Below are 16,015 nucleotides of genomic sequence, written 5' to 3' on the forward strand. Positions count from 1 at the left end.
AGGAGAGCAGCCTCCAGGCGTTCCGCGACGAGGAGGCGGCCTACATGCGCAACTGGCCGTTCGCGTTTCACCGCCTGGCCACAGACCGCTCGATGGCGCCGCGCTGTCGAGCAGCCGGCCGGCGAGGTGGGTGAGGGGCCCGCGCAGGGCGGGGCGGGCCCGCAGGAGGGTGCGCGCCGCCTCGGCCAGGGCGGAGCCCGCGTTACCACGCAGCAGTCCCGGGGCGACCTTGACGCGCAGCCCGGCGGCCAGTGCGGCCAGATGCTCGTCCATGACCAAGCGGTGGAGGACCTGGACGCGGTCCTCGCCCTCGGGTGCGTACCAGCCGCGGGCCGCGGGCAGCCGTAGGTCGGGCCCGTCCACCTGCTGGTGGAGGTCTCCGAGGTCGGGGACGATACCGTGCGCGACGACGCAGCCCAACACGACAGACCACAGCCGGGCGGCGTGGCCGAGCTGGACGACGGACGCGGCGATGCGGTGCTCGGGCGTGCCGTACCGGGTCACCCGGTCGGCCACCAGATGGGCGAACCCATCCGCGTAGGCGTCTGCAACGGGCCGCCAGGCGCCGTCACCCTCGCCGACGGCGAGGGTGACGAAAGGGTCCAGGCCGGCGAGGTCGACCAGTGCGGTGGCGACGGCTTCGGGCCGAGCGGGCCGCAGGCGGGTCATGTCAGGTCTCCCGCAAGCACGCTGATCTGCGGGACGCCGCTGCGGGGGTGCAGGGTGACCTCGGCCTCGACCCGGTAGACCTCGGCCAGCAGTGCCGTGGTGAGCACCTGGGCAGGCGGGCCCGCCGCGACCAGACGGCCGGAGGCCATGACGCAGATCCGATCGCAGAACGCCGCAGCCAGGTTGAGGTCGTGCAGCGCGACGACGGCGGTCACGCCGAGCCGCCGCACCAGCCGCAGGGCGTCCAGTTGGTGGCGCAGGTCGAGGTGGTTGGTCGGCTCGTCCAGCACCATCGTCCCGGCTTGTTGCGCCAGCGCGCGGGCGATGAGGACGCGCTGCTTCTCGCCGCCGGACAGCCGGTCGAACGGAGCCTGGGCGAGATCGGCGACGTCCAACTCCTGCAGCGCGCCCGTGACGATGGCCCGGTCGTCGGCGTCGTCGCCCTGGAACGCCCGCTTGTAGGGGGTACGGCCCATCGCCACCACGTCGTACACGGTCAGCTCGAACTCGCCGGGCGCCTCCTGCAGGACGGCCGCCAACCGCCGGGCCAGCCGCCTGCCGGTCATCCGCCAGACGTCTTCGCCGTCCAGCCGCACCTGTCCCGACGTGGGGCGCAGTGCCCGGTAGAGGGTGCGCAACAGGGTGGACTTGCCCGCGCCGTTGGGGCCGACAAGCGCGACGACCTCACCCGGGGCGACGTCCAAGGACACCTCCCGCACCAGGACCTTGCCGCCGACGACGACGCCGACGCCCTCCAGGCGCAGAGCCGCGGGCCTGTCCGCCGGGATCACCGGGCCGCCCTCCGCCGCATGAGCCACAGGAAGAAAGGCCCTCCGGTCAGGGCGGTCAGGATGCCGACCGGAATCTCCTCCGGGGCGATCACACTGCGGGCGGCGAGGTCGGCGGCGATGAGGAAGGCCGCGCCCAGCAGGGCGACAGCCGGCAGCGCGCGCCGATGGTCGGCGCCGACCAGCAGGCGCACCACGTGCGGCAGCATCAGCCCCACGAACCCGATGGAACCGCTGACCGCGACGATCGCGCCGATCATCAGGGCGACCAGGACGAACAGTGCGCCCCGGAAGCGGTGCACGTTCAGCCCCAGGGCCGCGGCGGCCTCCTCCCCGGCCAGCAGCAGGTTGAGCGGGCGGCCAAGACTCAGCAGCACGCCGGTGCCGAGCAGCACCGCCGCCGCGGGGATCCAGACAAGGTCCCAGGTGGTGCCGGCCAGGCCGCCCAGCATCCAGCGCAGCGCCGAATCGGCCTTGTGCGGGTCGTTGGAGGTGACGATGAGGTAGCTGGCCACCGCCGAGAGGACCTCGGCCGTGGCGACCCCGGACAGCACCAGCCGCACCGTCGTCATCCGCCCTCCGGAGCGGGCCAGGAAGTAGACCAGCACCAGCGCCGCAAAGGCACCAGCGAAAGCGGCCAGCGGCAGCGAGAACGCCCCCAGCAGCGAGACGTTGAACACCATGACGACGACCGCGCCGACCGTCGCGCCCGAGGACACCCCGAGCAGCATCGGATCGGCCAGCGGATTGCGCACCAGCGCCTGCAGGGCCATCCCGCACACCGACAACCCCGCCCCCACCACGCCGCACAGCAGGATCCGGGGCAGGCGGACGTCCATCACGATCGTCTCCCTGACCGGCGCCCAGGTGGGCTCGACCAGAGGCGCATACAGCCGGTGCAGCATGATGGCCCACACCTCGCCGAACGGCAGACGCACCGAACCGACCGCGATCCCGGCCGTGGCGGCCGCCACCACGGCGACGGCGAGCACCGCCAGGACCAGCGTGTACGGCACGCGCCCGCGGCCGCCGACGACCACGGGTGCCGGCGGCCTGGACGGGGCGATCTTGGTCACGCGAAGCGGTCCGGGTGGATCTGGCGGGCCAGTGACTCCACGCCGGAGGGCATCCGCACGCCCAGCACCGTGGACGACAGCGGTAGCACCGCGAACCGCTGGTTCCTGATCGCGGGCACGTCCTTGAGTGCCGGGTTGGCGAGCAGGAACTTCTTCTTGCCCTCCACGGGCTCGTCACCGTAGTCGTAGATGACGATCACGTCGGGCGCACGCTCGGCGACCTGCTCGAAGGAGACATCTCCGAAGGACTTGGGAAGGTCGGCGAACAGGTTCGTCCCACCCGCCAGTTTGATCATCTCGTTACCGATTCCGGCGCCGCCCGCGGTGAAGGCGGTCTTGTCGCCGCTGTCGTAGACGAACACCTTGACCGGCTCGGCCCCGTCGATCCTGGCCTTGACGCCGTCCAGCACGCCGCGCATCGCGGCGACCTGCCGTTCGGCGCGGTCGGCCACCCCGAAGATCGTGCCGATCGTCCGGATCTCCTCCTCGACCTGGGTCATGGTCACCGGGCCGGTCGGGCATGCTTCGATGTTGACATGGGAGTCGATCCCGGCCTTGGCCAAGACGGCCCGGCCGCGCCCCTCCTTCTCGGCGAAGGCACTGTTGAATCCGCCGTAGACGAAGTCGGGCTCGGCCGACAGCAACGCCTCGTAGGAGGGGTACTCCTTGGCGAGCACCGTGATCCCCCGGTAGGCGCTCTCGTAGGCGGGAGAGATCTCGTCATCGAGAAAAGCGGTCCCGACCATCGACTTCTCCAGCCCGAGGGCGAGCATGATCTCGGTGACATGCTGGTTGAGTGTCACCGCCCGCTGCGGCGGCTTCTGGAAGGTGGTCGTCACACCACAGTTGGTCACGGTGAGGGGGAACCCTGCGGCGGCCGAGCTCGCCGCCGGATTCGTGGCGCCCGTGGGGCCGGCGGTCTGCTCGCCGGCTCCGCAACCGGCCACCAGGAGCGCGGAGACGAGGAGGAGCAGGAGTGGGAGTGAGCGTCGGCTCGTCATGAACGGGTCCTTGTGAAGAGGTGCAGGGTGAGGATGTCGGGAATCGGCGCGAGGCCGGGGCCTCCGGCCTGGATCCAAGCGGCGATGTCCTCGGCGACGTCGAGGTGGTTGACCAGGCCGAGCCATACCGGCCGCCCGCCTGCGGCGCGTCCGGCGGGTGAGGGCCGCACGACGATCACGTTGGCCTGCTCGCACACGTCCAGGCAGTCGCTGACGTGGACATCGGCGATCTCCGACAGGCGGCGAAGCTGCTCGTCATGGTCGAGGGCGGGGATCTTGCGGGTGCTACCGCAGCAGCAGTCCCGGCAGACGGTGAGCCTGCTCATGCGTGCTTGAATCCCTTTCCGGTGCGATCCAGCGGGTCGGGTCCGAGGCCGAGGTAGGTGGCGCGCAGTTCGTCCCAGGTGGCCAGGCGCTCATAGTCGGGCGGGTCGAGGATCTGCTGGCGGTCGGTGAGGAAGGGGTTGGGCAGCAGCACCGTCATCAGCTGGTCGCCTTGGCCGTTGAACATCCGCAGGCCCCAGGAGACGGGGCTGCCGTCGGCGCCGATGGAGCGATACAGCTCGGCGCGGGCGCAGCGGCGGATCCGCCCGAGTTCGGGACCGCTCGCGGTGTGCTCGCCGATACACCAGCGGCCGAAGTCGACGGTGACATAGCCGTCGTACAGGCTGATCCGCTCGGGTGCGTTGGGCGCGGCGACCTCCCAGGCGGCGCCTTGGACGATCACGCCGAACCAGATGTGCTCCCAGTGTTTTTCGAAGATGCCGGTGACCAGGGCCAGCAGGGTCTGCTCGTCGGTGGGCAGCGCCCACAGGTGCAGGGTGGTCCGGTGTTCCTCGACGACGGTGTGGCTCATCGCTCTCCTACGGCTTTCGTCCACTGCTCGTGGGCGCCACAGGCGGTGGCGGTGAGCAGGACAGCGAGCAGCACGCCGGTGATCGGGCGGAGGATGCCCATGGGTGGTCTCCTGGAAACTGGCCGCGGTCACCGTTCCTCGACGGCTGCCGCGACGGGCGAGAGGCCGGATCACCAGGAGAGTCCTGCACGACGGGCAGGCTGAAGGGCCCCATAGCGGGAGAACCGCATGACGGCCACCGTCCTCTCTTGGGGAGATCCGCCCCATTTCGTGAGGAGGCGACAGCGTGAGTCTCCTGGCTCTCGGGTCGATGCTCCTCCCGGCCTTCCCACCCGCACGCGGGCAGTGGCCTGTTCGGGATTCACTCGCCGATCACAGTGGCGGGACCGCACCGGATTCACACCGGTTTCCTCGTTCCGCCGTCGCCTACGCCGACCATGTTCGCACAACCACCATTAACGACAAGACCTCGACCGGCTCGTTCAATGATCGTTGCAACGGCGTCCGGGACCGCCGCGCGTACCGTGCGTGCGGTCCCGGGGCGGCACGCGATCCGGCTCCACACGCACGGCCGCCGTGGAACACGAGGCGCTCTTCGCATGACCGTCCCGCGTTTCGGGTGAACGGCGGGAGCCGTTCCCACGTATGCCCGGGTATGAGATTCACGCACCCGGCCGCGACGGCCTGAGGCGTGATCCGCTGTCCCGGTCTTCTCGGCGAGTCACCCGGCTGACAGGATGTCCTTTGTGACCCCTACGGCGTCGGCGCTGCGCGTGCCACGAGCCATCGTCTTCGCGACGATGTGCCTCGTGGTCTCCGCGGGCGGCCACGCGCTGGCCGGGGGCGGCCTGATCCCGCCGCACCTGGCCGTTCTGGGCGCACTGATCGCCTTTTGCGTGGCGTACGCGCTCAACGGGCGCGAGCGCGGTGTGGAGGTCGTGCTCGGCGCGACCACCGGCGCGCAGATCCTGCTGCATGAGCTGTTCAATCGCGCCGCGCCCGCACCGCAGGCGATGTTCTCCGCTGAGCACGGCCATTCCGGCCTGGGCATGACGGTGATCCATCTCGCAGTGGCGCTGGGCACCGGATGGTGGCTGCACCGCGGCGAGAGCGCCCTGTGGCTGATGATCCGCCTGTACGGCGGGCCGAGGCCGCTGATCCGGCTGTTGTTCGCCATCCCCGCCGAGGTGGCGCCGCCGGTGTGGCGGGCCGTTCCGGCCGCCGATGTCCGGCCGTACGGCGGCTGGGAAATCCTGCCGGTGCTGCGGCGGCGCGGCCCGCCCGTACCGCGACACGCCGGCTGAAGGACCTGAAGGAAGGGTCCGGAGGGTGGCGTGCCCCCGTGACCAGACGCCCTCCTTTTTTCACTGGAGGCGTTCCTTCCGTTTCGCCGGTCCGTGCCGAGGGCACGGCCGGAGGTTCCTCCTGGAGTCCACGATGGCGTCCCTGCCACGATCCGTCCGCACGACCGTTGTCACCGCCCTGTGTTGCGCCATATTCGTCCTGCTCGGCGCACCCGCCGCGCTCGCCCACGACCGCCTCAAGAGCAGCTCTCCCGCCAAGGATGCCAAGGTCTCCGCCGTCGAACGGATCAAGCTGGAGTTCAGCTCTCAGGTCCGCTTCCCGGCGGTCGCGCTGCGCACGGCGAGCGACACGATCATCGACATCGGCAAAGCGAAGGCCGCAGGTGACACGGTCACCTCCGATGTTCCGGCGCCCCTGGCCCCGGGTGACTATGTGATCGCCTGGCGGGTGGTCTCCTCCGACGGCCACCCGATCGAGGGGGAGACTCCCTTCACCGTGACCGCCCCGGCGACACCGCCCGCGAAGGCCGCATCGACCGTCGCGACCACACCGGTGCCGGAGCCGACGGCTTCAGCGTCCGCACCGGTGGTCGCGCAGCCCGTTTCGCCTGGCCCCGCTTCCGCCACCGGCGAGCAGGAGAACGCCGGGAGCCTGCCGGGCTGGATCTGGGTCGCACTCGCCGCGATCGTGGCCATCGGCGCGGGCATCTGGTTGCAGGCCTCTCGCCGAGGCCGTCCCGGCGGCGCGGAGTGATCCGCCGGCCATGCCCGCGCACCTGACGTTACGTCTCGCCCGCGCCGCGGCCTTCGCCGTGGTGTGCCTGGGGCTCGGCGTGCTCGCACACGTGTCCGGCGGGGGCGTCGTCTCCGCACCGGCGGCGGCGTGCGCCTTGACGCTGGCGTTCCTGGCGGCGCTGCCCGCGACCGGCGGCGAGCGCGGCCTGGGCGTGATCTGGCCGTTGCTGGCAGGAACGCAGGTGGCGCTGCACCTGCTCTTCTCCACGGTTCACCTCATCGCGCCGCTGGCCGAGGCCGGCGGGCACGCGCATTCGGGGTTGGTCCCCGGGCTGGGCATGGTGGTGACGCACGGCTGGGCGGGAGCGCTGGCCGCGCGGTGGCTGGCTCGTGGCGAGGCCGCGCTCTGGGCGGTGCTGCGCCGCCTCGCCGTCCGGCTGTGCCGGCTGCTGAGGGTCCGGTGCGGCCAGACGGCCGCACCCGCCCGTCCATGGCTCACGAGCTCCCCCGCCCCGCCGCTGCTGCGATCCGCGTTACTGCGGTACGCGCTCAGCGGGCGGGCCCCGCCACTGCCGATCCGCGGCTGAGCCGCTCCCCCTTCACGGGCTGACCCCCACAGGCGGTCCCGTCTCCTCACGATGCCCTCCCGGGCGGACCCGGTCCGCCCGGCTGCCGCCGTGCCCCTACCCCCCAACCGGAGTACGCCCATGCCCGTCCCCGTTCCCCTCTCCGATTCCCCGGCGAGCGCCGCCGGTCTACGCCTGTCCGCCGTGAGCTGCCGGCACGGCAGACTCCTCGCGGTGGACGCCGTCGACCTGGCGCTCGCCCCCGGCGAGCATCTGGCCATCATCGGCACCAACGGCTCGGGCAAGAGCACGCTGCTGCGCGCGCTGCTCGGACTGCATCGCGAGGTCTCCGGGGTGATCGAGGTCTCGGGACGGCGGGCGCGCACGCCGGCCGACTGGGCCCGCCGCCGCTCCGAGGTCGCCTGGATCCCGCAGCGCCAAGCGGCCGGACGCTTCCCGCTGCTGGTGCGCGAGCTGCTGGCCAGCGGCGGACACGCCGAGCGGGCGTTCGCCGCGGCCGAGGACCTGGGGGTGGCCGCCCTGCTGGAGCGCCCGCTCGCCACCCTGTCGGGTGGCCAGCTGCAGCGCGCCTATCTGGCGCGGGCGCTGGGACAGGTCGCGGCCGGGGCGGGACTGGTGCTGGCCGACGAGCCGACCGCGGCCCTGGACTTCGCCGGTCAGGAGCAGGTCGCCGGCGTGCTGGCCGGGCTGGCGGTGAGCGTGGTGGTGGTCACCCATGACCGGGTGGTCGCCCAGGCGTGCGGGCGGGTGGCCGAGATGGCCGCCGGGCGGCTGCGGGAGGTCCGGTGAACTCGATCTGGACGCTGCTGGAGATTCCCTCGGTCCGGCTGGCCCTGGTGGCGCTGCTGCTCGGTTCGGTGGCGCTGCCGATCGTCGGGGTGTTCATCGTGGGGCTGGACATCATGCCGGTTCGTTTCGCGATGATGCACGTCGCGCTGCTGGGCATCGCGATCGGCCTGCTGAGTGGCCTGGACCCGCTGCTGTGCGCGCTGGTGCTGTGCGGGCTGACCGGCGGCGCGCTCACGCCGCTGGCCCGCAGCAGCGCGGGGTTGCCGGGGGCGATGGGCCTGCTGATGACGCTGGCCATCGCGGCGGCGCTGCTGGTGCTGTCGATCTCCGGGGTGAACGCCAACGGGGCGTTCGAGCTGCTGTGGGGGTCGATCCTGGCGACCCGCCCCGGCGACGTGGCCGCGCTCGCCGTCCTGGCCGCGCTCGTCCCGCTGCTGTACGGGTTGCGCAGGAAGGACCTGGCCCTGCTGCTGCACGACCGTGAGCTGGCCGTCTGCTCGGGAGTGGCCGTGGAGCGGCTCACGCTCGTCCTGCTGGTGGTGATCGCGGTGGCGATCGCCTCGGCCATCCGGCTGACCGGGGCGTTGCTGGTCGACGCGCTCACCCTGCTGCCCGCCCTGGCCGCGCGCCGGGTCGGTCGGTCGTTGTCGGCCATGGTCGGCTGGTCGGTCGCCTTCGGGCTGGCTTTCAACCTGGGCGGCTTCTGCCTCGCCTTGCTCTTCGACTTCCCACCAGGCCCGGTGCTGGTGCTGGTCGGCGGGATCTGCACCGTCCTTCTCTATTCGATCCCGGAAAGGATCCTCACGAAATGATCATCTTGCGCCGATTCCGTCTCGCCACCCTGGCGGCCGTCGCCGCTCTGACCATGGCCGCCTGCGGAAACACCGAAGATGCCTCCTCGGCCGCTCCCTCCGCCTCGCCCGGCGGCTTGAAGATGGTCGCCGCCTCCACCTGGGAGGCGGGGTTCGCCAAGGCCGCGGGCGCGACCGACATCACGGTGATCGTCCCACCCGGCGTGCACCACGCCGCCGACTACGACCCCAAGTCGTCGGATTTGGCGAAAGTGGCCGAGGCCGACATGGTGCTGTACGCCGCCTTCGAGGGCTTCGCCGGCAAGCTCAAGGAGGCCGCCGGGTCCAAGGCCAAGCTGATCGAGGTCTCCCTGGACAACGCCCCCGACAAGGTCAAGGCCGAGGTGCGGCGCCTGGGCGGTGAGTTCGGCACCGCTCAGGCCGCCGAGGCGTGGACCGCGGCCTTCGACACCGAGTACACCGCGTTGAAGGAGAAGGTCACCGCTGCCACCAAGGGCACCGCGCCGGTGATCGTCTCGCAGGCGTTCGTGGCCTGGGCCGCCGACCTGGCCGGCGCCCAGCCCGCCGGGGTGTTCGGCCCGCAGCCGCCCACCGCCGGCCAGATCTCCGAGCCGGCCGGCAAGAAGCCCCAATTGGTGCTCGACAACTCCGCCATGCCCGGCGGGGACGCCCTTGCGGGTGTCGAGGCCAAGCGTGTGGTCATCAACAACTTCCCCGACCAGGGGCTGGATCTGCTCGCCATGTACCGGGCCAACGCCGACGCGCTGACCGCGGCCCTGGGCTGACCGATCGTGCGGGGCGGTTCCGTACGAGCCGCCCCACCACCCCTTTTTTTTGGAAGGAGGCACGTGGACGTTCCCGTGCTCATCGTCGGCGGCGGACCGGTCGGCCTGTGCGCGTCGATCGCGCTGTCCGGGTTCGGTGTGCCCTCGCTGCTCGTCGAGCGGCATGCGGCCACCTCGGCCTTCCCCAAGGGGCGGGCGCTCAGCATCCGCACCATGGAGGTGCTGCGCCGCTACGGCCTGGAGGAGGCCGTGCTGGCGGCCGGAGTGCCCCGCGAGGAGAGCCTGCACTTCTTCTTCGGCACCTCCCTGACTTGCGCCGATCACATCCGTAACAGCAACCTGCCCGACCCGGCGCGGGCGGCCTTCAGCCCTGCCTTCACCGCGGTCTGCTCCCAAGACGTGCTGGAGCCGCTGCTGCGTGAGCACGCCGAGTCGCTCGGCCCCGGCTGGGTGCACTTCGGCCAGGAACTGATCGCGTTGGAGCAGGATGAGCGGGGGGTGACCGCGTGGCTGCGCGACGCCGACGGACAGACATCGACCCTCCGTACCGCCTATGTCATCGCCGCCGACGGCGCCGGCAGTTTCGTACGACGCGAGCTTGGCATCGCCATGTCCGGCGACCCCGCCCTGAGCCGCAATCTCAACATCCTGTTCGAAGCCGACCTGCGCCCACACGTCGCCGACCGGCTCAGCCTGATCTACACCATCGTCAATCCCGCACTGACCGGCACGTTCATGACGGTGGACAACCGGCGCCGGTGGCTGTTCAACCTCGTCCACGACCCCGCGCGCCGCGCGGTCGACGACCTGACCCCCCGCGACTGCGCTGATCTGATCCACGAGGCGGCGGCCGTACCGGATCTCGACATCGACGTGATCGCGACACAGGAGTGGACCGCCGCCGCGTTACTGGCCGACCGTTACCGGGCAGGCCGGGTGTTCCTGGCCGGAGACGCAGCACATCCCATGACTCCCTACGGCGGATTCGGGATGAACTGCGGCATCCAGGACGCCGACAACCTTGCCTGGAAACTCGCCGCCGTCCTGCAGGGCTGGGCGGGGCCCGAACTGCTCGACTCCTACGAGGCCGAGCGGCGCCCCGTCGGGGCCGACACCGTCACCCAGAGCCGTCGCAGCCTGCTCGCGACGCTGGAATCCACCGCCGTCATCCCGGGCGTGGACGGGCCCCAGCCCCGCTCGCGCCCCAGCGACGGACTCGTCTTGGGCTATGCCTACGACGGCCCCGGCGCGGCGGTGGTCCCCGACGGCACACCGCCTCCCGACCTACCGGATCCGGTCTGCGCCTACCGGCCCTCGGCCCGCCCGGGACATCGTCTTCCCCACCTGTGGACGCGCCCTGAGGGGCTCGAGATCTCCACGCTCGACCTCGTCGGCACCGGCTTCACCCTGCTCACCGGGCCGGGCGGAGCCCCCTGGCGAGAGTCGGTGCCCCAGGGCGTACCCCTGCTGGTGCATGTGGGCGACGCGGACATCGCCACCGCCTGTGGGATCGAGGCCGACGGCGCCGTCCTCGTCCGTCCCGACGACCACGTCGCCTGGCGATGCCCCTGGCTGCCGGATCGTCCGGAACAGGCCGTCGCCCGGGCGCTGGCCACGGTACTCAGCAGGTGAAGGGGCTGATCACTCCGGTGAGGGTCGCCAGACCCACGGCCAGGAAGAAGTCGCCCCACACCAGTTCGTGGCGGGTGGCCACGCCGTGGTCGATGTCGTAGCACCCGTTCAGGAGGCGGCCGTCACGCAGGTGCGCCGTAACCAGTTCGCGCAGCACGGCGGTGGCCCGCTCCCGCAGCCGGGCCGCTGTCTGCGGGCAGGTCGCGGAGGCTCGCGCGGCCAGCTTGAGAGCGGCCACGGCCTCGATCGCGGCGGCCGAGGTATCGGGTGGTCCGCCGGGACGTGCCAGGGGGACGGCGGGCGAGGTCGCCACGAACCGAGCGGCTACCCGGGGATGACGCCGAACGTGGTGCCGTACCAGAAGATCAGGCCCCGGGTCGCGGTGTCGGCCTCGATCCAGGGGCCGAGCAGCGCGGTGCGGCCGGTCGCGGCGGCCCGGTCGGCGGGACCACCGCTCATGATCGCCCGCAGCCAGAGCAGGCCCGCCCAGAAACCACCGGTCCATGACCCGCGGGCGGTGGTCGTCCAACGGCCGGAGCCGGGATCTGCGTGTAGCGGCCACCGCCCGGCCACTTCGGTTTCGGTTGTCCCTGCCCGAACTAAAAGCTCCACCAGCGCTTTCTGCGCCCAGATCATCGGCGCGCTCCGGCCCGGAACCGCAGCGGTGCCGCGACGGCGGCAGCGGCGGCGAACTCGGCGGCCACCAGCACCCAGCCCGGCCCGTACCCCATGAGCTCGACGAGGATCGCGAACAGCCGCGCGATGCCGCCTGGCAAAAACGGCTCACCCCGGTCGACCGGAGGGTCCTGTCGGCCCTGTTCTGGACCCATCTGAACCTGTACGGACGCTTCGAGCTCGACATGAACCGGCATCTGGAACTCGACGGCATCCCCGCCGGCCCTTCCGCCGATGTCCGCAGCGCACCGGGCCTGTGACCTGGGCACGAAACAGCCGGAACCGGGCGTGCCTGGCCCGCGCCAAGCAATGATGTTGGGCTTGAGTGCGCGGTGCCAGGAGCCGGATTCATTCCTGCTGCGTGTGCCAGGGTTTGCCCGGTTGGGTGGGGCGTGCACCGGCGGCGATTCTGAGCGCGTACACCGGCCGCTCGCTTGGGACGGGCCCGAGGTAGTCGTGCCCGGTGATGTGGCACCAGGCGGGCAGGTCGAGGGGTGCGGCGGGGTCGGTGGCGATGACGTGCACGATGGTGCCGGGCTTGGCGCCGTCGATGGCGGCGCGCAGGCGCCGCAGGAGGGTGACGCACAGCAGGCCGGTGCCGTCGATGGTCAGGTCGGGATCAGTGAGGGGCGGGTGGTGGTTCATCGGCTGTTGGCGGTGGCGGCGATGGCGGGCAGGACGGCAAGGGCGAGGATGCCACCGGCCAGGGCGAGCAGGGGGTAGCTGGCGGCGGCGACGACGATTCCGGAGGCCAGGCCGCCGGTGGCACCTGCGATGGCGATCGACACGTCGACCATGCCTTGGGTCGTGGCGCGGCTGGCCAAGGGCACGGCGTCGGTGATGATCGCGGTGCCGGAGACGAGGCCGAAGTTCCAGCCCAGGCCGAGCAGGGCGAGGGCGAGGGCCAGCAGAGCGACGGAGTCGCCGGGTGCGGCGGCGGCGACGATGCCGGCGGCCAGGAGGGTGATACCGGAGGCGGCGGCGACCTTGAGGCGGCCGTAGCGGTCGACAAGCCAGCCGGTCAGCGGCGACGGCAGGTACATCGCGGCGATGTGGATGGCGATGACGAGGCCGGAGGCGGCGGTGCCGTGGCCGTGGTCGTGCATGTGGACGGGCGTCATCGTCATGATCGCGACCATGACCAGCTGGGTCAGGATCATGATCAGCGCGCCCAGCGGCACGCCCGGGCCACGTCCCTGGGTCGCCTTCTGCGGCTGACTGCCCGCAGTTGCGGTGTCCGTGCCGGCCGTCTGTTGGGTGTGGAGGATGCGAGCGAGCAGGAGGGGGTCAGGGCGCAGCCAGATGGCCAGCACGAGGGCGGCCAGCGCGTAGGAGGCGCCGGCCAGCAGGAAAGGGCCGGCCAGGTGCGGGATGCCCAGGGCGTGGGCGAGGTCGCCGGTGGGAGAGGCGAGGTTGGGGCCGACGACGCCGCCGAGGGTGGTGGCGACCAGGACGGTGGAGACGGCGCGGCCGCGGTGGGCCGGGGTGGCCAGGTCCGCTCCGGCGTAGCGAGCCTGGAGGTTGGTGGCGGAGCCGGCGCCGTAGACGAACAGGGAGATGAACAGCAGGACGGGATTGTCAGTGACGGCGGCGGCGATGATGCCGGCGCTGCCGATGGCTCCGGTGAGGTATCCGGCGGCCAGGCCGGGGCGGCGGCCGCGAGTGTGGGAGATGCGGCCGACGGCGACGGCAGCGAGGGCGGAGCCGGCGGTGAACAGGGCGCTGGGCACGCCGGCCAGGCCGGTGGAGCCGAGCATGTCCTGGGCGAGCAGAGCGCCGACGGTGATGCCGGCGGCCAGGCCGGCGCCGCTGAGGACCTGGGAGATGACCAGGACGGTCAGGATGTGGCGCTGTGCCTGCGGGTGCGGGGATGTCGTGGTGGCGGCTGGGGTGGTGCTGGTCACAGGGTGGTTCTTTCGCTGAGAGGCCGGATTCCGGCGGGCCCGGACCGCCCCGGAGAGTGGGCGCGCCCGCCGGACTGCGGTGGTTTCGGGGTCAGGAGGCGTCGAGGGCCTGGGCGAGGTCGGCGATGAGGTCGTCGGCGTCCTCCAGTCCGACGGACAGGCGGATCATGCTGTCGGCGATGCCGCGCCGGACGCGCTCCGTCGGGTCGAGGCCGCGATCTGGGGCGCCGCGGCCAGGAGTTCGTGTCCGAGGGCGCCGTCGATGCTGATGTTCAGTGTGTTCGGCAGCCGCCGCTTGTCGGGTCCGTTGAGATGCACGCGGCCGGGCAGCCCGGCCGCCAGTCTCTCGTGAAGGTCGTCGCGCAGTGCCGCGAGCTGGGCGGCGGCGCCGTCGGCGAGTTCGTCGGCGGCGAGCTGGGCGGCGGTGCCGAGGGCGACGGCCAGGGCGACGTTTTCGGTGCCGGCCCGCAGCCCGCGCTCCTGGCCGCCGCCGTAGACGACGGGCTCCAGGTGCACGCCGTCGCGCACGTACAGCGCGGCCGCGCCCTTGGGGGCGTACATCTTGTGCCCCACCACAGTGAGCAGATCCACGCCCAGCGCCTGGACGTCGACATCGATCTTCCCGGTGGCCTGGGCGGCGTCGCAATGGAACAGCGCCCCGTACTGATGGGCCAGGGCGGCCAGGCCGGCGATAGCCTGCACGGCCCCGGTTTCGTTGTTGGCGGCCATCACTGACACCAGCACCGTCTGCTCGGTCAGCGCGGCGTCCAGCGCGGCCGGGTCCACCAACCCCTCGCCGTCGACCGGCAGCATCGTCACGCGGGCGCCGTGCAGGCGCTCCAGAGCGCGGCAGGTCTGAAGCACGGCCGGGTGCTCGGTGACCTGGGTGATCACGTGCGGGCGCGGGCGACCGGAAGCGATGGCCGCGCCGCGCACGGCGAGCAGGTCGGCCTCCGAACCGGAGGCAGTGAAGACGATCTCGTGCGGGCGGGCGCCGATCAGGGCGGCGACCTGGCCTCGGGCGGCCGCCAGGGCCATCCTCGGCGCGGCACTGTAGGGGTGGCTGCTGGAGGGATTACCGAACAGGTCTCTCAGGTGTGGCGCCATCGCCTCGGCCACGCGCGGGTCGACGGGGGTAGTGGCGTTGTAGTCCAGGTAGACCGGCCCGCCGGCCAGGCCCGGATGCGCTGCAAGGTCGCCGGTCACGCCAGGCCTCCCGCGTCGATGGGCATGTCGGCCAGGCGCCATTCGAGCATGCCGTCGCTCAGGCGGATCGCCCGAAGTCCGCGGTCGGTCAGCAGCCGCACCGCGTCGTAGGCCATGACACAGTACTCACCGCGGCAGTACACGACGATCTCGGTACCGGTGGGCAGTTCGTTGATCCGCTCGGCCAGCTCGGTGACCGGGATGGAGACGGCGCCGGGAATGTGACCGGCCAGGTACTCCTCCACCGGCCGCACGTCCAGCATCACCACCTCCCCGGCTTCCACCCGGGCGTGCAGCTCCTGGCGGGTGATCTCCGCCGCGCCGCCCTGGCCGAGGTAGGCGTCCCGCGCCGCGGGGACGGCGGCCTGGTGGTTCTCGGCGACCTTACGCAGCAGCGCGAACAGCTGGGCGACGTCGTCTCCGGCGAGCCGGTAGTGGATGCGCACGCCGTCGCGGCGGCTGGCGACGAACCCCGCCTGCTTGAGCGTCTGCAGATGGGCCGAGGCTGTGGTCAGGTTCAGCCCCGCCGCCTTGGCCAGGGCCTCGACGGTGCGCTCTCCCTGGGCGAGCAGGTCGAGCAACTCCAGGCGCTTTCCGCTGGCCAGCGCCTTGCCGCTGGCCGCGAACGCCTCATACAGCTGCGCCTTGGCTTGTGCTGTGGTGGTCTCCGCCACTACATCCTCCATTAATCCATGGATTACTGTAGATGAAGGTGGAGGTGACGGCATACCGTCCCACCACCTCTGGCACCGGATTGGGAGGACCCGTGGGAGTTGCCGACGAGCAGCTGATACCGCTGGTGGACGAAGGACTGGGCAACAGCGCCTACCTCGTTGACCTGGGCGATGGCCGTGGCTTGGCCGTGGACGCCGGCCGCGACCTGCGCGCCCTGCACTCCGCCGCGCGGCGGCGCGGCCTGACGGTTGCGTACGCTGCCGACACGCACCTGCACGCCGATTTCCTGTCCGGTGCCGTGCAACTCGGCCACGAGTTCGGCACAGCCGTGCTGGTCTCCGCCGACGGGCACCAGGCCTTCCCGCATCGGGGCCTGGCCGGCGGTGACGAGGTCGACCTGGGCGGGCTGCGGCTGCGGGCGCCGGCCACGCCGGGTCACACCGATGAGCACGTAAGATCCCACCCGCGGCCTCAAAGTCGGCCTGCACCAGTACGGCGTCCTGCAGCCACTGCTCTCCAAC

Annotated in this window: 22 protein-coding genes and 1 riboswitch; of the genes, 8 read left to right on the forward strand and 14 right to left on the reverse strand. The window is 71.7% G+C overall.

The genetic code is table 11. From position 1 onward, the window contains the following. The 6 genes from ABT130_RS30760 to ABT130_RS30785 form a co-directional block, all read right to left on the reverse strand. Window positions 1-669, reverse strand: a 669-nt coding sequence (locus ABT130_RS30760; RefSeq protein WP_350961190.1) for an iron reductase, incomplete at its 3' end; no start/stop codon positions are given. After that, window positions 666-1,460, reverse strand: coding sequence for an ABC transporter ATP-binding protein (locus ABT130_RS30765; protein ID WP_350961193.1), 795 nt, complete (start codon window positions 1,458-1,460; stop codon window positions 666-668). The genes ABT130_RS30765 and ABT130_RS30760, both read right to left, overlap by 4 nt. Beyond that, the gene (locus ABT130_RS30770; RefSeq protein ID WP_350961196.1) at window positions 1,457-2,533 is read right to left on the reverse strand and encodes a FecCD family ABC transporter permease; all 1,077 of its coding nucleotides are present in this window, start codon (window positions 2,531-2,533) and stop codon (window positions 1,457-1,459) included. Before ABT130_RS30770 ends, ABT130_RS30765 begins: the two co-directional genes overlap by 4 nt. Continuing rightward, window positions 2,530-3,534 carry an ABC transporter substrate-binding protein gene (locus ABT130_RS30775; protein WP_350961199.1) on the reverse strand — a complete coding sequence of 335 codons (1,005 nt, stop codon included), beginning with the start codon at window positions 3,532-3,534 and terminating at the stop codon, window positions 2,530-2,532. The genes ABT130_RS30770 and ABT130_RS30775 overlap by 4 nt, the downstream gene beginning before the upstream one ends. Further along, window positions 3,531-3,860 carry a (2Fe-2S) ferredoxin domain-containing protein gene (locus ABT130_RS30780; protein ID WP_350961201.1) on the reverse strand — a complete coding sequence of 110 codons (330 nt, stop codon included), beginning with the start codon at window positions 3,858-3,860 and terminating at the stop codon, window positions 3,531-3,533. Before ABT130_RS30780 ends, ABT130_RS30775 begins: the two co-directional genes overlap by 4 nt. Beyond that, window positions 3,857-4,390 carry a DUF7676 family protein gene (locus ABT130_RS30785; protein ID WP_350961204.1) on the reverse strand — a complete coding sequence of 178 codons (534 nt, stop codon included), beginning with the start codon at window positions 4,388-4,390 and terminating at the stop codon, window positions 3,857-3,859. Before ABT130_RS30785 ends, ABT130_RS30780 begins: the two co-directional genes overlap by 4 nt. Before the next feature lie 268 nt (window positions 4,391-4,658). Then, window positions 4,659-4,845, reverse strand: a riboswitch (cobalamin riboswitch). Between the two features lie 291 nt (window positions 4,846-5,136). Here ABT130_RS30785 and ABT130_RS30790 point away from each other — a divergent pair. The 7 genes from ABT130_RS30790 (at window position 5,137) to ABT130_RS30820 (ending at window position 11,034) form a co-directional block, all read left to right on the forward strand. After that, entirely contained in the window at window positions 5,137-5,694 is a 558-nt protein-coding gene (locus tag ABT130_RS30790; protein ID WP_350961206.1) for a hypothetical protein, read from the forward strand. Window positions 5,695-5,827: 133 nt separating this feature from the next. After that, on the forward strand, window positions 5,828-6,448 hold the full coding sequence (locus ABT130_RS30795) for a copper resistance CopC family protein (protein WP_350961208.1): 621 nt from the start codon (window positions 5,828-5,830) through the stop codon (window positions 6,446-6,448). Window positions 6,449-6,458: 10 nt separating this feature from the next. Continuing rightward, window positions 6,459-7,016 carry an MFS transporter gene (locus ABT130_RS30800; RefSeq protein WP_350961210.1) on the forward strand — a complete coding sequence of 186 codons (558 nt, stop codon included), beginning with the start codon at window positions 6,459-6,461 and terminating at the stop codon, window positions 7,014-7,016. 120 nt (window positions 7,017-7,136) lie between these two features. Continuing rightward, the gene (locus ABT130_RS30805) at window positions 7,137-7,805 is read left to right on the forward strand and encodes a metal ABC transporter ATP-binding protein (RefSeq protein ID WP_350961213.1); all 669 of its coding nucleotides are present in this window, start codon (window positions 7,137-7,139) and stop codon (window positions 7,803-7,805) included. Further along, window positions 7,802-8,617 (forward strand): metal ABC transporter permease, encoded by an 816-nt coding sequence (locus ABT130_RS30810; protein WP_350961216.1) that lies wholly within the window; start codon window positions 7,802-7,804, stop codon window positions 8,615-8,617. The genes ABT130_RS30805 and ABT130_RS30810 overlap by 4 nt, the downstream gene beginning before the upstream one ends. Then, window positions 8,614-9,402, forward strand: a complete 789-nt coding sequence (locus ABT130_RS30815) for a metal ABC transporter solute-binding protein, Zn/Mn family (RefSeq protein WP_350961219.1) — start codon at window positions 8,614-8,616, stop codon at window positions 9,400-9,402. The genes ABT130_RS30810 and ABT130_RS30815 overlap by 4 nt, the downstream gene beginning before the upstream one ends. A 63-nt stretch (window positions 9,403-9,465) precedes the next feature. Beyond that, a complete protein-coding gene (locus ABT130_RS30820; RefSeq protein ID WP_350961221.1) occupies window positions 9,466-11,034 on the forward strand; it encodes an FAD-dependent monooxygenase in 1,569 nt (522 codons plus the stop codon). Here ABT130_RS30820 and ABT130_RS30825 read toward each other — a convergent pair. Beyond that, window positions 11,024-11,347, reverse strand: coding sequence for a hypothetical protein (locus ABT130_RS30825; protein ID WP_350961224.1), 324 nt, complete (start codon window positions 11,345-11,347; stop codon window positions 11,024-11,026). The two genes, ABT130_RS30820 and ABT130_RS30825, sit on opposite strands and share 11 nt — an antisense overlap. Before the next feature lie 11 nt (window positions 11,348-11,358). Next, entirely contained in the window at window positions 11,359-11,607 is a 249-nt protein-coding gene (locus ABT130_RS30830) for a hypothetical protein (protein ID WP_350961227.1), read from the reverse strand. A gap of 11 nt (window positions 11,608-11,618) precedes the next feature. Between ABT130_RS30830 and ABT130_RS30835 the strand changes: the two genes are divergently transcribed. Then, on the forward strand, window positions 11,619-11,969 hold the full coding sequence (locus ABT130_RS30835) for a hypothetical protein (RefSeq protein ID WP_350961230.1): 351 nt from the start codon (window positions 11,619-11,621) through the stop codon (window positions 11,967-11,969). Window positions 11,970-12,057: 88 nt separating this feature from the next. On the opposite strand, the gene ABT130_RS30840 is transcribed toward ABT130_RS30835, so the two are convergent. The 6 genes from ABT130_RS30840 to ABT130_RS30865 all read right to left on the reverse strand — a co-directional run bounded on the left by ABT130_RS30840 (window position 12,058) and on the right by ABT130_RS30865 (window position 15,945). After that, window positions 12,058-12,354, reverse strand: coding sequence for a sulfurtransferase TusA family protein (locus tag ABT130_RS30840; RefSeq protein ID WP_350922264.1), 297 nt, complete (start codon window positions 12,352-12,354; stop codon window positions 12,058-12,060). Further along, on the reverse strand, window positions 12,351-13,613 hold the full coding sequence (locus ABT130_RS30845; protein WP_350961232.1) for an MFS transporter: 1,263 nt from the start codon (window positions 13,611-13,613) through the stop codon (window positions 12,351-12,353). The genes ABT130_RS30840 and ABT130_RS30845 overlap by 4 nt, the downstream gene beginning before the upstream one ends. A gap of 91 nt (window positions 13,614-13,704) precedes the next feature. Continuing rightward, complete coding sequence (locus ABT130_RS30850) at window positions 13,705-13,782, reverse strand: PLP-dependent transferase (RefSeq protein WP_350961299.1); 78 nt, start codon at window positions 13,780-13,782, stop codon at window positions 13,705-13,707. Continuing rightward, window positions 13,779-14,819 (reverse strand): cysteine desulfurase family protein, encoded by a 1,041-nt coding sequence (locus ABT130_RS30855; protein WP_350961234.1) that lies wholly within the window; start codon window positions 14,817-14,819, stop codon window positions 13,779-13,781. Before ABT130_RS30855 ends, ABT130_RS30850 begins: the two co-directional genes overlap by 4 nt. Continuing rightward, window positions 14,816-15,493, reverse strand: coding sequence for an ArsR/SmtB family transcription factor (locus ABT130_RS30860; protein ID WP_350961235.1), 678 nt, complete (start codon window positions 15,491-15,493; stop codon window positions 14,816-14,818). Before ABT130_RS30860 ends, ABT130_RS30855 begins: the two co-directional genes overlap by 4 nt. A gap of 23 nt (window positions 15,494-15,516) precedes the next feature. Next, entirely contained in the window at window positions 15,517-15,945 is a 429-nt protein-coding gene (locus ABT130_RS30865; protein ID WP_350961236.1) for a hypothetical protein, read from the reverse strand. Window positions 15,946-16,015 lie beyond the last annotated feature (70 nt).

This window comes from Streptosporangium sp. NPDC001681 (assembly GCF_040298085.1).
GTDB lineage: Bacteria > Actinomycetota > Actinomycetes > Streptosporangiales > Streptosporangiaceae > Streptosporangium.

What these genes read in the sequence shown, in the direction of transcription:
- ABT130_RS30785 (WP_350961204.1), bottom strand. Translation starts at nt 4,390, where the DNA reads ATGAGCCACACCGTCGTCGAGGAACACCGGACCACCCTGCACCTGTGG.
- ABT130_RS30800 (WP_350961210.1), top strand. Translation starts at nt 6,459, where the DNA reads ATGCCCGCGCACCTGACGTTACGTCTCGCCCGCGCCGCGGCCTTCGCC.
- ABT130_RS30815 (WP_350961219.1), top strand. Translation starts at nt 8,614, where the DNA reads ATGATCATCTTGCGCCGATTCCGTCTCGCCACCCTGGCGGCCGTCGCC.
- ABT130_RS30805 (WP_350961213.1), top strand. Translation starts at nt 7,137, where the DNA reads ATGCCCGTCCCCGTTCCCCTCTCCGATTCCCCGGCGAGCGCCGCCGGT.
- ABT130_RS30840 (WP_350922264.1), bottom strand. Translation starts at nt 12,354, where the DNA reads ATGAACCACCACCCGCCCCTCACTGATCCCGACCTGACCATCGACGGC.
- ABT130_RS30775 (WP_350961199.1), bottom strand. Translation starts at nt 3,534, where the DNA reads ATGACGAGCCGACGCTCACTCCCACTCCTGCTCCTCCTCGTCTCCGCG.
- ABT130_RS30780 (WP_350961201.1), bottom strand. Translation starts at nt 3,860, where the DNA reads ATGAGCAGGCTCACCGTCTGCCGGGACTGCTGCTGCGGTAGCACCCGC.
- ABT130_RS30850 (WP_350961299.1), bottom strand. Translation starts at nt 13,782, where the DNA reads ATGATCCGCCTGTCCGTCGGACTGGAGGACGCCGACGACCTCATCGCC.
- ABT130_RS30795 (WP_350961208.1), top strand. Translation starts at nt 5,828, where the DNA reads ATGGCGTCCCTGCCACGATCCGTCCGCACGACCGTTGTCACCGCCCTG.